Here is a 13,993-nt window from a genome sequence, read left to right as displayed (position 1 = left end):
TGTGCTTGTTCCTGACGGAACGGGCGCAGGGTTGCGCCTTCGGAGAGCTCATGTCCTCGCAATACATCTACACCATGAACAAAGTCAGCAAGGTGGTCCCGCCCAAGCGGCAGATCATCAAGGACATCTCGCTGTCGTTCTTCCCGGGTGCCAAGATCGGCCTGCTGGGCCTGAACGGTGCCGGCAAGTCCACGGTGCTGAAGATCATGGCCGGCGTGGACACCGACTTCGAGGGCGAAGCCCGCCCGCAGGCCGGCATCAAGGTCGGCTACCTGGCGCAGGAACCGGAGCTGGACCCGACCAAGACCGTGCGTGAAGCGGTCGAGGAAGGCGTGGGCGAAGTGCTGCAGGCCCAGGCCGCGCTGGACGCGGTGTACCTGGCCTATGCCGAGGAAGGTGCCGATTTCGACAAGCTGGCCAAGGAACAGGAGCGCCTGGAGGCGATCCTGGCCGCCGGTGACTCGCACACCTTGGAAAACCAGCTGGACGTGGCCGCCGATGCGCTGCGCCTGCCGCCGTGGGATGCCATCGTGGGCAAGCTGTCCGGTGGTGAAAAGCGCCGTGTGGCGCTGTGCCGCCTGCTGTTGCAGAAGCCGGACATGCTGCTGCTCGACGAACCGACCAACCACCTCGACGCCGAGTCGGTGGAATGGCTGGAACAGTTCCTGGCGCGCTACACCGGCACCGTGGTGGCCGTCACCCATGACCGCTACTTCCTGGACAACGCCGCCGAATGGATCCTGGAACTGGACCGCGGCCGCGGCATTCCGTGGAAGGGCAACTACACCGACTGGCTGATGCAGAAGGACGAGCGCCTGAAGCAGGAAGACAACCAGGAGAAGTCGCGCCAGAAGGCGATCCAGAAGGAACTGGAGTGGTCGCGCCAGAACGCCAAGGGCGGCCGCACCAAGGGCAAGGCGCGTCTGGCCCGCCTGGAAGAGCTGCAGTCGGTCGACTACCAGAAGCGCAACGAAACCAATGAAATCTTCATCCCGCCGGGCGAGCGCCTGGGCAATTCGGTGATGGAGTTCAAGAACGTGTCCAAGAAGTTCGGCGACCGCCTGCTGTTCGACGAACTGAGCTTCCTGGTCCCGGCCGGCGCGATCGTGGGCATCATCGGCCCCAACGGTGCTGGTAAGTCGACCCTGTTCAAGATGATCACGGGCCAGGAAAAGCCGGATTCCGGCGAGATCGTGGTCGGTCCGACCGTCAAGCTGTCCTACGTGGACCAGAGCCGCGACGCGCTGGAGGGCAACCACAACGTCTTCCAGGAAATCGCCGGCGGCCTGGACATCCTCAACATCAACGGCATCGAAATCCAGTCGCGCGCCTACATCGGCCGCTTCAACTTCAAGGGCCAGGACCAGCAGAAGCTGGTGGGCTCGCTGTCCGGTGGTGAGCGTGGCCGCCTGCACATGGCCAAGACCCTGCTTCAGGGTGGCAACGTGCTGCTGCTCGACGAACCGTCGAACGATCTGGACATCGAAACCCTGCGTGCGCTGGAAGATGCGCTGCTGGAATTCCCGGGCAACACGTTCGTGATTTCGCATGACCGCTGGTTCCTGGATCGCATCGCGACCCACATCCTCGCGTTCGAAGGCGATTCGCACGTGGAGTTCTTCCAGGGCAACTACCGCGAATACGAAGAAGACAAGCGCCGCCGCATGGGCGACGACGCCGCCCCGAAGCGCCTGCGCTTCAAGGCGCTGAAGTAAGAAGGAAAAACGGCCGCGCTCGCGCGGCCGTTTTGCATTCTGGCGCAAGGTCAACGGCAGCGTTTCATTGCTGCCTGCAGGAGGCCGTCGGGCAGCCCCTTACGGGACACGCCGTAAACCGCCCTCCGGGCCCCGGCCCAGCCGCCAGCGGCTGGGCGTTCAGTCGCACGCGAGGCAGTGCCTCGCAAGCAGTGCGCCTTCACCCTTGGGGGCTTGGCAAAAACATCCATTTTTTTGACAGTCCCTACAGGGGCTGCCCGCCGGCCTCCCTCGACAGATCGCGTATGCGGTTGGCAGAGGCATACACGCGTGGCGTGTCCCTACGCAGCACCACATGGAAATGATCGAAACGGCATTTGATCTTCCATGGCCACCGACCGAATTCGGGAGGGCCGGCGGGTGCGGGGGTACGGGGGCTTTGCGAAACATGGATGTTTCGCAAGAGCCCCCATGGAAGGGTTCACGGCGCCCCCCGTACCCCCGCACCCGTCGGCCCTCAGCCAGAGATGCACCAGACGAAGGCTCTTGATTTGGACCCCCGCCATGAAACTGCTTGAAAACCTGTTCCAGCTCAGACAGCACGGCACCACCGTGCGGACCGAACTGCTGGCCGGGCTGACCACGTTCCTGACGATGTCCTACATCGTCTTCGTCAATCCCGACATCCTGTCCACCACCGGCATGGACCCGGGCGCCGTCTTCGTCGCCACCTGCCTGGCCGCCGCGCTCGGCTCGCTGGTGATGGCGTTCGCCGCCAACTTCCCGGTGGGCATGGCGCCGGGCATGGGCTTGAATGCGTTCTTCGCCTTCACCGTGGTCGGTGCCGCCGGCCTGCCCTGGCAGCAGGCATTGGCCGCTGTTTTCATCTCGGGACTGGTGTTCCTCGCGCTGTCGCTGACCGGCGTCCGCGCCTGGCTGGTGGCCGGTATTCCCGCCTCGCTGCGCGCCTCCATCGTCGCCGGCATCGGCCTGTTCCTGGCCATCATCGCCCTGCAGAAGTCCGGCGTGATCATCGCCAACCCCGACACCCTGGTTGCGCTCGGCCCGCTCAACACCGCCCCGCCGCTGCTGGCCCTGGCCGGCTTCCTGCTGATCGCCATCCTCGAAGCACGTCGCGTGCGCGGCGCCATCCTGATCGGCATTCTTGCCGTCACCGGCGCCGCCTGGCTGCTGGGCGCCGTGCAGTACCAGGGTGTCATCTCGCTGCCGCCCAGCCTGGCGCCCACCTTCCTGCAGCTCGACCTGCCCGGCCTGCTGCACCACGACGGCGGCGCACCCATCGCCGTGCTGCTGCAGGTCGTGCTGGTGTTCGTGCTGGTTGAAGTGTTTGATGCCACCGGCACCCTGTATGGCGTGGTCGGCCGTGCCGGCCTGCTCAAGCTGCCGGGCGCGCAGAAGCGCTTTGGGCGTGCGCTGCTGGCCGACAGCACCGCCATCGTGGCCGGCTCACTGCTGGGTACCAGCAGCACCACCGCCTTTGCCGAAAGCGCCTCCGGCGTGCAGGCCGGTGGCCGTACCGGCCTCACCGCGCTGGTGGTGGCCGCATTGTTCCTGGCCGCGCTGCTGTTCTCGCCGCTGGCCGGCATGGTGCCCGGCTACGCCACCGCACCGGCGCTGCTGTTCGTGGCCGGGCTGATGCTGCGCGAACTGGTGGACGTGGACTGGAACGACCTCACCGAGTCCGTGCCCGCTGCGCTGTGCGCGCTGGCGATGCCGTTTACCTATTCGATCGCCAACGGGTTGGCGTTCGGCTTCATCGCCTATGCCGTGTTGAAGGCCGGTACCGGTCGCTGGCGCGACGTGCATCCGGCGGTGTGGCTGGTGGCTGGGTTGTTCGTTCTGCGCTACGCGCTGGAATGATACAGAGCGTCACGACCAACGGTCGTGACCTACCGGTGGTGGGACGAGAGCGTCACGACCAACGGTCGTGACCTACCGGTGGTGGGACGGGGAGGTTACGGCCGGTGCTTGGTCGGTAGGTCACGACCGTTGGTCGTGACCCGCCTCATGCTGGCGGCAGCTCGAATACCTGGCGCAGGTAGGCGAGGTAGCCCGGGTCGTCGCACATGCTCTTGCCCGGCGAATCGCTCAGCTTGGCGACCGGCTGGCCGTTGCAGCGGACCATCTTGATCACGATGTTGAGTGGGGTCGGGCCCAGGTCGTTGGTGAGGTGGGTGCCCACCCCGAACGCAACCTGGCAGCGGCCACGGAAGTAATCGAACAGGCGCATCACCTTTTCGATGTTGAGCCCGTCGCTGAACACCAGCACCTTGCTGCGCGGGTCCACGCGACGCTCCTTGAAGTGCGCCAGCATCCGGTCGCCCCAGCTGAAGGGGTCGCCCGAATCGTGGCGCACGCCATCGAACAGCTTGCAGAAGTACATGTCGAAATCGCGCAGGAACGCGTCCAGCCCGACCACGTCGGACAGCGCGATGCCCAGGTCGCCGCGATACTCGCGCGCCCACGATTCCAGCGCCGCCACCTGTGAATCGCGCAGGCGCGGGCCCAGCGCCTGGAACGCCTGCAGGTACTCATGGGCCATCGTGCCGTGCGGGGTCATGCCGTACAGCCGCGCGAAATGCACGTTGCTGGTGCCCACGAACTGGTCGCCCAGCGCATCGCGCATCATCGGCAGCATGCGTGCGTGCCAGTCGCGCGAATAGCGGCGGCGGCTGCCGTAGTCGGCAATGCGGCACAGCTCGAAGCCCGGTGTATCGCGCAGCAGCGCGGTCTTGGCCCGCAGGCGACGCTCGCCTTCGGCGAAGTCCGGCGTGCTGGTGTTGCGGAACCAGACCTCGTTGATGATCGCCAGCAGCGGCACTTCGAACAGGATGGTGTGCAGCCACGGCCCGGTGATGTCCAGCTCGATCTCGCCCGGCACGGCCTGCGACGGGCGCAGGTCGATGTACTTGCGGTCCAGGTGGAACAGGCCGAGGAAGTCGGCGAAGTCCGGCTTCACGAAGCGCAGCCCGCGCATGTAGTCCAGCTCTTCGGGGCTGAAGCGCAGGCTGCACAGATGATCGATCTCGGCGTTGATCTGGTCGATGAACGCCGCCAGGTCGATGCCCGGCGTGCGGCACTTGAACCGGTACTGGACCTGCGCGCCGGGGTGCTGGTGCAGCACCGCCTGCATCATGGTGAATTTGTACAGGTCGGTGTCGAGCAGGGACTGGATGATCATGCCCGGATTATGCGCCTGCCAGCATGTACCGACCAACGGTCGGTACCTGCCGGGCTGCGCCATCCGCCGCCTTTCAGCGACCGCGCAGCAACCGTGGCACCTGCGCCGCGGCGTGCGCCCAGATCGCGCCCCAGACGGCGGCCTGCACCAGCAGGTTGCGCCGCGGCGCCTCGAACCGGCGGAAGTAACGCCACAGACCGCGATGCTTGTGCCATTCCACGAAGAACGGCCGCGAACGGCTCGACACGCCGCGCACATGCACCACCTGCAGGTCATTGGCGATGGCCACCACCGCCCCGGCTTCGCGCGCGCGGCGGCACAGGTCCAGGTCTTCGGCATGCAGGCGGTAGCCGGCATCCCAGCCGCCGATGCGGTCGAACAGCGCGCGCGGCATCAACAGCAGCGCCCCGGACAGCGCCGGCACCGTCTGCAGCACCTGCGTCGGGTCAGCCGGGATGGCCAGCTTTGCGCCCTGCCCCGGGTGGCGCAGCATGGCGCCGAAATCGGGATCGCGGCGGCGCACCGCCGCATCGGGCTGGCCCTGCTCGTCCACCTGCTCCACGCCCAGCACGCAATCGCCCAAAGCCTCTCCGCGCGCGCGCAGCTGCGCCAGCGTACCGGCCTGGACCATCAGGTCCGGATTGATGAAGGCCAACCACGGCGCCCGGCTGTCGGCCACGCCCTGGTTGTTGGCGGCGGCAAAGCCCGGGTTGTCGGGGTTGGCGATGAAGTGCAGGCGCGGGTCGGCAGTTGCATGGCGCTGCACGATGTCCAGCGTGCCATCGTCGGAATTGTTGTCGACCACGCGGATCTCGGCGACCTCGTCGGCCGCGCGCAACCGCGTCAGGCATTGGTCCAGCGTGCTGGCACTCTGGTAGCTGACGATGATGACGGCAATGCAGGGATTCAAGCAGGCGGCTCCGGGGCGGTTGCGGCGGGCGATCCGAACAGATCGCCCTGCGACCGGGGCATTATCGCCTGCTGGTGCAGGCGCTGCAGGTCCTGCCTGACCTGCAGCAACGGGTCGCCCATCAGGAACCCGGCCAGCCGCGGCTGCCAACTCGGCCAGCGCGTGCCCAGTGCTTCCAGGTCACCGTCGTGCGCCTGTGCTTCACCGTCGCGCGCGACATAGGCATTGGCACACAGCGCGTTGCGCCAGCCCAGGCCGGCCATGCGCAGGCTCAGGTCGATCAACGCCGCGTTCCAGGATCCATAGCTGTGCATGTCCAGGCCGCCGGCCTTGCGCCGCGCGTTGGCCCGCAGCAGGACCGCGTGGGTCACCGCCGAAGGCAGTTCCGGGTCGAGGGTCGGCAGTGCGGCGCAGGCCTGCGCCATCGCGTCCAGGTCGTCCGGCACCGGGTTGATCTCGCCCAGCCGTGGCCAGGCCGCGGTTTCGCCGGCATTGCACCACGGCGTGGCCGAACCGATCGAGGCATCGCGCGCGAAGCAGGCATCCAGCTGCTGCAGCCAGCCCGGCGCCGGTACCGCATCGGGCGCCAGCACCACCACCTCACTGCCTTCGCAGGCGCGCAGCATTTCATCCAGGTGCGCCACTTCGCCGATGGCACGCGCGCGTCGGGTGTACTCGGCGCGCAGCGGGGTGCTTTCCAGCCAGTGCGCGATCACCGCCTGCGCACGCGGCCCGGCCTGGCCATCGTCGGCCAGCCACACTGGCGTCTGCGCCGGCGTGCCGGCATCCAGCGCCGCCAGGCAGCGGTCCAGCGCGCTGTCATCGACCCCGATCGGCAGCAACACGATCGTTCCCATCCGTCCCCCTGTGTGCGGCGTCGTGACCGCAGCGTAGCAGGACTCAGCGCTTGGGGCGGGACGGGAACGGTTCCATGGCGCGGAAGCGGTTGCTGTATTCGTCGGTCAGGTTCCGCGACTCCTGCGCGTTGCGCACGATGGTCGGGGTCAGCAGCACGATCACCTCGGAGCGGTCGGTGTTCTGGGTCTTCCTGCCGAACAGCGCGCCGAGCACCGGGATCCGGCTCAGGCCCGGCACGCCGTTGGCGCCGTTCTCGTCCGAATTGGTGATCAGGCCGGCCAGCATGATGGTGTCCCCGCTCTGCACCGCCGCCTCGGTCGAGATCTTGCGGGTGTTGATCGGCGGATTGCAGGTGGTGCGGGTGGCGTCGCAGCCGGATGGGATGGCGCCGGCCGAGCTCACCTCCTGCACGATGTCCAGGAACACCACGCCGTCGCGGGTGATGCGCGGCCGCACCTTCAGGATCACGCCGGTGTCCAGGTACTGCACCTGGCTGTAGGTGTTGTCGCCGCCCACGCCGGTGTTGACCGACACCGAGTTGATCGGGATCTGCGTGCCTACATTGAGAGTGGCTTCGGCGTTGTTGCGCACGAAGATCGACGGGGTCTGCAGCAGGCGCAGGTTGCTCACCTTGTCCAGTGCGGTCACTACCGCGGCGGCGTTCTTGCCCAGGAAGGTCCAACCCAGGCCGCCTTCGCCTACCCGCCCGGAAATGCTGCCCCAGATCGAGCGGCCCAGTGCGCTGGGCAGGTCGATGCCGCTTTCGGTCTTGCCGGTCGCCACCGCCTGTTCGAAGAACCAGTTCACGCCATAGGCGAGGTCGCCGGTGAGCGAGACCTCGGCGACCTGCGCTTCGATGTGCACCTGCATCGGCATCACATCGAGCTTTTCGATGACTTCACGGATCGAACGCCACGCCTGCGGGGTGGACCGCACCAGCAGCGTGTTGGTTTCCTCCACCGCCGATACGCCGACCGAATCGCCCTGGATTTCCAGGTTGAAACTGGCGTTGCCCGGCTGCCGCTGCGGCAGGTTCATGGTGCCGTCGCCCATCCCGCCGGTGCGGGTGGTACCGGTGTTGCCGGTGCTGTTGAGGCTGTTGCCATTGGTGCCGTCGCGGCTGCCCAGCTCCTGCACGTTCGCACCGGGTGCCAGTGAGCTGCTGCCGCCACGCCCCGCGCGGCTGTTCTCACTGGCGAAGGCTTCGGCCAGGCGCTCGGCCAGGTCCTTGGCTTTGACGTAGCGCAGTTCGTAGGAGAACAGCCGGGCGCTGCCGCCGGCGGTATCGATGCGTTCCAGCCACTGCTGGATCTGGTCCAGGTAACGCGCCTGCGGGGTGATCACCAGCACCGCGTTGGCGTTCTCCAGCGGCAGGAAGCGGAACATGCCGGCGCTGGGAGTCTTGCTCTCTTCGCCGAACACTTTCTCCAGATCCGCCGCGACCTGCTCGGCCTTGCCGGTCTGGATCGGGAACACGCCCACGGACATGCCCGACAGCCAGTCCACATCGAAGATCTCGACGGTGCGCAGGTAGTTTTCCAGTTCGCTGCGGGTACCGCCGAGGGTGATCACGTTGCGGCCGCTGTCGACGTTGACGATCGCGTTCGGCCGCGCGTACGGCTCGAGCACTTTCTTCATTTCGGTGGCGGAGATGTACTGCAGCGGGATGACGCGCACCTCGAAACCGCGTGCGTTGGCCGCCGGCGCGGTGCTGGGTGCGACGGTGCCGGCCAATGCCTGGTCGGCGGCCACGATGTTGTAACGGCCGCCGCTGTAGACCATGCGCGCGTTGTTCCAGCCCAGCACCATCTCCAGCAGGTTCAGCGCCTGCGCCGAGGACACCGGCTTGGGCGTGGCCAGGGTTACCGTGCCCTGCACGCCGGGCGCGATCACGTAGTTCTGGCCGAGCATGTCGCCCAGGATCGCCTTGACCACCGCGTGTACCGATTCGCCTTCGAAGTTGAAGGTGGCGGTGCCGGTGCTGGCCTGCGACAACGCCGGCGACGGCGCGGCGGCGGCACTGCGGTTGATCATGGTGCCGCTGCCGCGGCGGATCACCGGCTGCGGTGCGCCGTCGGCGTTCAGCGGCTGCGCGTCCACGCCATCGTGCGAACCGTCGCCGGCCACCACCTGGTGCTTGCCATCAAGGACCGCGTCGCGGCGCACTTCGGGACCGGGCACGGAGGCGCAGCCTGCAAGCAGGGCCACGGCGAACGACAGGGAGAAAAGACGCAATGTCATGCTTTCACTCTATTTGGTTTGGCCGGAGCCGCCCGCGGGCGGCTGCTGCGACTGTTGCTGCTGCAATTGCTGGCGACGCGCCTGGATGCGCGCGCGGATGGCCTGCATCTGTTCTTCGCTCGGGCCCTGCGTGGCCGGCTTCTGCGCTGCGGCAGCGGCCGCATTCGCCGCTGCATTGGCGGCGGCTTCCGCCGCTGCCTGCGCCGCTGGCGGCGGAGCGCCGGTGAAGTTCGTCGTGGGTCCGCGGCCCGCGTTCTGCGTGGGCGCGGGAACCGGCGGGCGCGCGCCATTGGCCTGGCCTGCGCCGGCGGCGGTGCCCAGCACGGTCGGCGGTTCGCCGCCCTGCCCGCTGAAGGTCACCAGTTCCAGGGTCTGGGTGCCGCCGGGTCCACTGACGGTCGCACTGCGCGGCTCCAGCGCGAGCAGCTGCCAGCCGTTGACCGCATCGCCGTTGAGGCGCAGGCGCAGCGACTGCTTCTGGTCGGTGGTGAGGATGGCCATGCCGAATTCGGAGGTGAGCAGCACGCCGGTCAGGGTGACCGCGCTGGCGCTGCTGCCCGGCTCGCTGCCGCCCAGCAGGTACGGACGCGGCTTGCGGTCTTCGGCGAACAGCGGCCGCGCACCGATGCTGGCATACGCCTCGGCCGAGGCGATCCGTTCCGGCGCGGCCGCGGCCAGGGTCGGCAGCGGCGGTGGGGCACGGTCGCCGGCACCGGCCGGGGCGATGCGACCGCCCACGCCGAACAGCGTGGCGATCCAGATCGCGGCGGCCCAGGCGGCCACGCCGCCCAGCCACCAGCTGCGCAGGGGGGCCAGTTCAATCTTCATGGGTGCCCTCCTCGACCGGTTCGGCCGTGCCGGGATCGGCCGGGGTCGCCATCGCCGAGCCGACCGGTTCCAGACCTGCTGGCGCGGGTTCGTGTGCAGGCTCGACCGGCGCGGCGGCGGCATCGCTGCCTGCACCCGGGCGGAGGTAGCCAACCAGTTCGAAGGACACGTCCAGTCCGGTGCCGGTCTCGTTGGGCGAGGCCTGGAAGCGCTGCGCCAGCAGGTTGAGGTTGTTCACGAACAGGCGCGGGCTGCCGGTTTCCAAGGTGTGCAGCACCGCCGCCATTTCCGGCACGCCACAGCGCAGGCGGACCTGCAGGGCCACGCGCGGGAACTGCGCATCGCGCGCGGTGTCGGTCAGCGGTGAGCGGTTGCTGATGGTGCAGCTGCGGTTGCCAGGGCTCGCCGACGCGACCGCATCCTGCAACCGGCTCGACAAGGCGGCGGCGGCCGATTCAGCAGTGGGTTCGCGCAGGAAGCCGGGACGCCCTTCCAGCGCCGCCTGCACCTGCTGCAGGCGCTCTTGCACGGCGGTGCGCTGCTGCAGCTGGGACTGCACGCGCTGCTCGCGTTCCTGCAGCTCGGCAATGCCCTGGTTGATGTCCAGCAGCGGCCGGGTGAACCACGGATGCACCAGCAGCAGGTACGCCAGCGCGATCACCGCCAGCAGCAACGCCAGTGCCAGCCAGCGGTCACGGCGTGTTGGCGGCATTGCCATCGGCAACCTCCGGGGCGGGCGTGGCGGCGGCCGGGGCACCGGGCAGCGGCTGCAGCTCGGCGGTGAGGGTGAAGCGGTCACGGCCGGCGGCGCCGCCATCGGCCTGCAGCACGCCGGTCAGGTTGACCTTGCGCCACAGCGGTGAATCCTGCAGCAGGGAGACCAGCTGCGAGGCCTCGCGGCTCAGTCCGATCAGCTGCAGCGTGTTGCCTTCAACAGAAAGTTTTTCCAGGTAGGTGCCATCGGGCAGCAGCCGGGTGAGTTCGTTCCACAGCTCCACGGTGCTGGCATGTTCGGCGCGCCTGCCTTCCAGGAACGCGGCGCCATCCACCAGCTCCTGAAGCTGCTGGCGCTGCGCGGCGACGCGGCGCGCGTCGTGTGCGGCGGCATCGACCTGCCCGCGCAGGCGATCGGCGGCGGCCTGGCGGTTGTCCAGCAGCTGGGTGCCAGCCAGGGCCAGCAGCACCACGGTGGCCACGGCGAGCAGCAGGTTCCAGCGCCGCATCGGGTCGTGGGTGACCCGGCGCTGGGTCGGCGGCAGCAGGTTCACGCCCAGCGGCTGCCCCGCGCCATCGTCGGCATCCACGCCGGCCAGCTGCTGCGCCCAGCTGCCGGCCTGCTGCGACCACTGCTCCAGCGCCTGGCGCGGAATGACCACCAGTTCCACCTGCAGCTGGCCGTCGGGCAATGTGTCCAGTTCGCGGACGTCGTAGTGGACCTGATTGGCCTCGAACGGGGTCTGCCGGTCGATCTCGAAGCCGACCACGTCGCGCAGGCGCGGTGCAGCGGCGGCCGGCAGGCGCAGCGGGCGGCGCAGCACCGCGGCGGCCGGCAGCACCCAGTGCCGGGGCAGCGCGCGCAGGCGCGCATCCAGCACCCGCTCCAGGTCGGCCGGCGTGGTGGGCCACGGCAGTTCGGCCACGGCCTGCAGCTGGGTCGCGGTATCGCGGCGCAACACCAGCTGTTCGGCATGCCGCGACAGCAGCAGGCGCGAACGCGACCAGCCCATGGCCCATTGCCAGCGCAGCGGCAGCCAGGCCAGCAGCGAACGCCGCCACCAGCGCAGGCCATTGGCCACGCCGGGCGCGAACCGTCCCCGTGCCTGCACCAGACTGTCCCGCCATGCCGTCATCGTGCTGCCATTCCCTGTTCCCAGCGAAGTACTGTGTAAGTCGTTCCCGGCGTGCCTGCCGCGCCCATGCGCACTACCGCACGCAACACCGAAACCCGTCCGCGCTCATCCAGCGCGCGGCTCTCGATACTATAGGTGCCGCTGCCACTGGCAAGCGCGCCGGTCACGTTTTCGTCGCCGGCCGCTTCGGCCCGCTCGCGTTCGGCCAGCAGGCGTTCGGCATTCAGCCCGAGCGCGTTCAACACCGGCCCGGCCGCGAACCGGGGATCCGGACGCGACTGCCGACTGTACAGGGTCAGCATCGGTTCCATCCGTTCATACAGGTCGGCGTCCATGCCCAGCGCCCGCTGCAGCTCGCCGAGCGTCTCGAAGCGCCCGTTGCGCGCGCCATACGGAAGGCCGGCGGCCTGGTAGTCGGCGGTCTCGGCACCGCCGCCGGGCTGTTTGAGGCTGTCGGGATCGCGCCAATCGGCGATCGCACCCGCCAGCTGCTGGGCGCGCCCGGGTTCCACCTCCAGCGCGCGCAGGAAGGCGGTCAACAAGGCGGTATCAGCCAGGTTGAGGTTGATCTTGCCGTTCTCGTCGATGATCCGCAGGTCGATCTGGCGGCCATCGAAGGTCCAGCGATAGCGGCGGCCGTCGGCCTGCCATGGCGGTTGCAGCGCGGAGGGGCGCAGGCGGAACAGGGCGTATTCCAGGCCGGCGCGTGCATGCTCCTGGCCGATTGCATCGTCACCGATCACCCGCTGCTGCAGGTGCTCGACGCGCGCACTGAGCGCGAATGCGCCGACCACGGCGGTGAGCAGCGCGATCAGCCACAGCACCAGCACCAGCGCGGCACCGCGCGCGCGCCTCACGAGCGGGGCCCGCGCGACTGCGACAACGCGGCCACCATCGGCGGCCATGCCGGGCCCTGCTGCGGCACGATGCGGATCTCCACCAGCAACGGCAGCCGCCGGGTGTCCTCCCAGCGCGTCTGCCAGTCGCCCAGCTGGCCGCTGCGCGGATCGATGCCGCGGTAGCGGAACGCGACCTCGCGCAGCGCGTCGGCCAGCAGTTCTGGCGCGCGCGGCGGGGTTTCGTCGATGCGCTCGCCGTTCTGCACCAGGGTCAGCGCAACGTCCAGCCGCAGTGCATCGCCGTTGCGATTGACCTGCAGCTCATGCACGTAGGGCCCACCCCGGCCGAGATAACCCGGCAATTCGGACACGAACAGCATGCGCTGGGGCTCGCCTTGGAAATACAGCGGTTCGCGGGTGGGATCGGGCGGCTCGGCGGCGGTGGGCAGCGCCATGCTGAGGCGGCGGCGCAGGAAGCCTTCCACCGCGCGCATGCGCTCGTTCTGCGCAGCCACGCGCTCGCCCCGCTGGGCGATGTGCATCGCCGAGCGCACGGTGGCGAAGGCAAGCGTCAGTCCGCCGACCAGCAGTACGGTGGCCAGCAGCACTTCGATCAGGGTGAAGCCGCGTGCGCCGCGCCGGCTCATCGCGGCGCCTCGGGCGTGTTGGGCAACAGCCGCAGCGAACGCCACTGCAGGCGTTCGCCGTTGCCTTCGCCCCAGCGCACCTGCAGGGTCAGCTGGGCCAGGGTCGGCCCGCTGACGGTAGTGGCAGCGGTCTGGGGCAGCGCACTGGCGCGCGCATCCACGTACGGCTCCACCTGCAGCTCCCAGCGGTAGCGGCCGTCTTCCCAGTCGCCCTGCGAACGCCCTTCCTGCAGCGGTTGTTCGATGCCGGTCGCGGCCAGCAGCGACTGCGCGTGCAGCATCGCGCGGGTGCGCAGGTCGGCGTTGTGCACCTGGCGTGCGGCCCCGGACAGGCTGCCCAGCAGCAGCGTCAACGCCAGTGCCAGCAACGCGAAGGCGACGATCACTTCGAGCAGCGAATAACCACGCTGGTGCTTCATGGCGCGCCCCGCACTGGACTCGAGCGCACTTCGCCGGTGATCCAGCTCACGTCGATGCGCCACAGCGCATCGCGCATACCCAGTTCAATGGTGCCGCCACTGGAGCCGCCGTCGGGATGGAAGGCGATGCCGCCCTTGCCGTTGGCCACGCCGGCGACCTGGCCGGCACCCCGGAAATGGACCTCGAGTGCAGCGGGCAGGCTGCCGTGGCGGCCGTTGGCGGCTTCCCAGGTGCGCGCCTGCGGATCGATCAGGAAGCGCTGGCGTTCCCCGGTGGCAATGGCCTGGGTGCGTGTGTAGCGCAGCTGGCTGGCCACTTCCTTGCCGGCATTGCGCAGCCGCACGCCGTCGATGCCGCCGTTCATGGCGGTGGCGGTGAGCACCCCGATGATCGCGATCAAGGCCACCACCAGCAGCATTTCCAGCAGTGAAACGCCGCGCATGGCACGCCGTCGCGACAGGGCGCGCGGGCGTCGGGTGGGGCACGGCACGACGGGCATGCGCA

At 68.7% G+C, this 13,993-nt stretch carries 13 protein-coding genes; 2 read left to right on the top strand and 11 right to left on the bottom strand.

Annotation, left to right across the window (positions count from 1 at the left end):
* Positions 1–50: 50 nt before the first annotated feature.
* Together ettA and V9K91_RS16885 are read left to right on the top strand one after the other, a co-directional pair.
* Positions 51–1,715 carry an energy-dependent translational throttle protein EttA gene (ettA, locus tag V9K91_RS16890; RefSeq protein ID WP_068849183.1) on the top strand — a complete coding sequence of 555 codons (1,665 nt, stop codon included), beginning with the start codon at positions 51–53 and terminating at the stop codon, positions 1,713–1,715.
* Between the two features lie 543 nt (positions 1,716–2,258).
* Complete coding sequence (locus tag V9K91_RS16885; protein WP_336443560.1) at positions 2,259–3,575, top strand: NCS2 family permease; 1,317 nt, start codon at positions 2,259–2,261, stop codon at positions 3,573–3,575.
* A 145-nt stretch (positions 3,576–3,720) separates the two neighbouring features.
* Here the strand turns inward: V9K91_RS16885 and pncB are convergent, their stop codons facing one another.
* The 11 genes from pncB to V9K91_RS16830 all read right to left on the bottom strand — a co-directional run bounded on the left by pncB (position 3,721) and on the right by V9K91_RS16830 (position 13,988).
* Positions 3,721–4,896: a nicotinate phosphoribosyltransferase gene (gene pncB / locus V9K91_RS16880; RefSeq protein WP_336443559.1), complete on the bottom strand. Its 1,176-nt coding sequence runs from the start codon at positions 4,894–4,896 to the stop codon at positions 3,721–3,723.
* A gap of 73 nt (positions 4,897–4,969) precedes the next feature.
* The gene (locus V9K91_RS16875; RefSeq protein ID WP_068849177.1) at positions 4,970–5,806 is read right to left on the bottom strand and encodes a glycosyltransferase family 2 protein; all 837 of its coding nucleotides are present in this window, start codon (positions 5,804–5,806) and stop codon (positions 4,970–4,972) included.
* A complete protein-coding gene (locus V9K91_RS16870; protein WP_068849175.1) occupies positions 5,803–6,663 on the bottom strand; it encodes a glycosyltransferase family 2 protein in 861 nt (286 codons plus the stop codon). Before V9K91_RS16870 ends, V9K91_RS16875 begins: the two co-directional genes overlap by 4 nt.
* A gap of 43 nt (positions 6,664–6,706) precedes the next feature.
* A complete protein-coding gene (gene gspD / locus V9K91_RS16865; protein WP_336443558.1) occupies positions 6,707–8,905 on the bottom strand; it encodes a type II secretion system secretin GspD in 2,199 nt (732 codons plus the stop codon).
* A 9-nt stretch (positions 8,906–8,914) separates the two neighbouring features.
* Positions 8,915–9,733 carry a hypothetical protein gene (locus V9K91_RS16860; RefSeq protein ID WP_336443557.1) on the bottom strand — a complete coding sequence of 273 codons (819 nt, stop codon included), beginning with the start codon at positions 9,731–9,733 and terminating at the stop codon, positions 8,915–8,917.
* Positions 9,723–10,445, bottom strand: coding sequence for a type II secretion system protein GspM (gspM, locus tag V9K91_RS16855; RefSeq protein ID WP_336443582.1), 723 nt, complete (start codon positions 10,443–10,445; stop codon positions 9,723–9,725). Before gspM ends, V9K91_RS16860 begins: the two co-directional genes overlap by 11 nt.
* Complete coding sequence (locus V9K91_RS16850) at positions 10,426–11,583, bottom strand: PilN domain-containing protein (protein ID WP_336443556.1); 1,158 nt, start codon at positions 11,581–11,583, stop codon at positions 10,426–10,428. The genes gspM and V9K91_RS16850 overlap by 20 nt, the downstream gene beginning before the upstream one ends.
* Entirely contained in the window at positions 11,580–12,440 is an 861-nt protein-coding gene (locus V9K91_RS16845) for a type II secretion system minor pseudopilin GspK (protein ID WP_336443555.1), read from the bottom strand. The genes V9K91_RS16850 and V9K91_RS16845 overlap by 4 nt, the downstream gene beginning before the upstream one ends.
* Complete coding sequence (locus V9K91_RS16840) at positions 12,437–13,069, bottom strand: type II secretion system protein J (RefSeq protein ID WP_336443554.1); 633 nt, start codon at positions 13,067–13,069, stop codon at positions 12,437–12,439. The genes V9K91_RS16845 and V9K91_RS16840 overlap by 4 nt, the downstream gene beginning before the upstream one ends.
* Complete coding sequence (locus V9K91_RS16835) at positions 13,066–13,488, bottom strand: prepilin-type N-terminal cleavage/methylation domain-containing protein (RefSeq protein ID WP_336443553.1); 423 nt, start codon at positions 13,486–13,488, stop codon at positions 13,066–13,068. Before V9K91_RS16835 ends, V9K91_RS16840 begins: the two co-directional genes overlap by 4 nt.
* A complete protein-coding gene (locus tag V9K91_RS16830) occupies positions 13,485–13,988 on the bottom strand; it encodes a GspH/FimT family pseudopilin (RefSeq protein WP_336443552.1) in 504 nt (167 codons plus the stop codon). The genes V9K91_RS16835 and V9K91_RS16830 overlap by 4 nt, the downstream gene beginning before the upstream one ends.
* Positions 13,989–13,993 lie beyond the last annotated feature (5 nt).

Source organism: Stenotrophomonas sp. CCNWLW57 (assembly GCF_037203925.1).
Lineage (GTDB): Bacteria > Pseudomonadota > Gammaproteobacteria > Xanthomonadales > Xanthomonadaceae > Stenotrophomonas > Stenotrophomonas rhizophila_A.
This window is presented reverse-complemented; position numbering and strand designations above follow the sequence as displayed.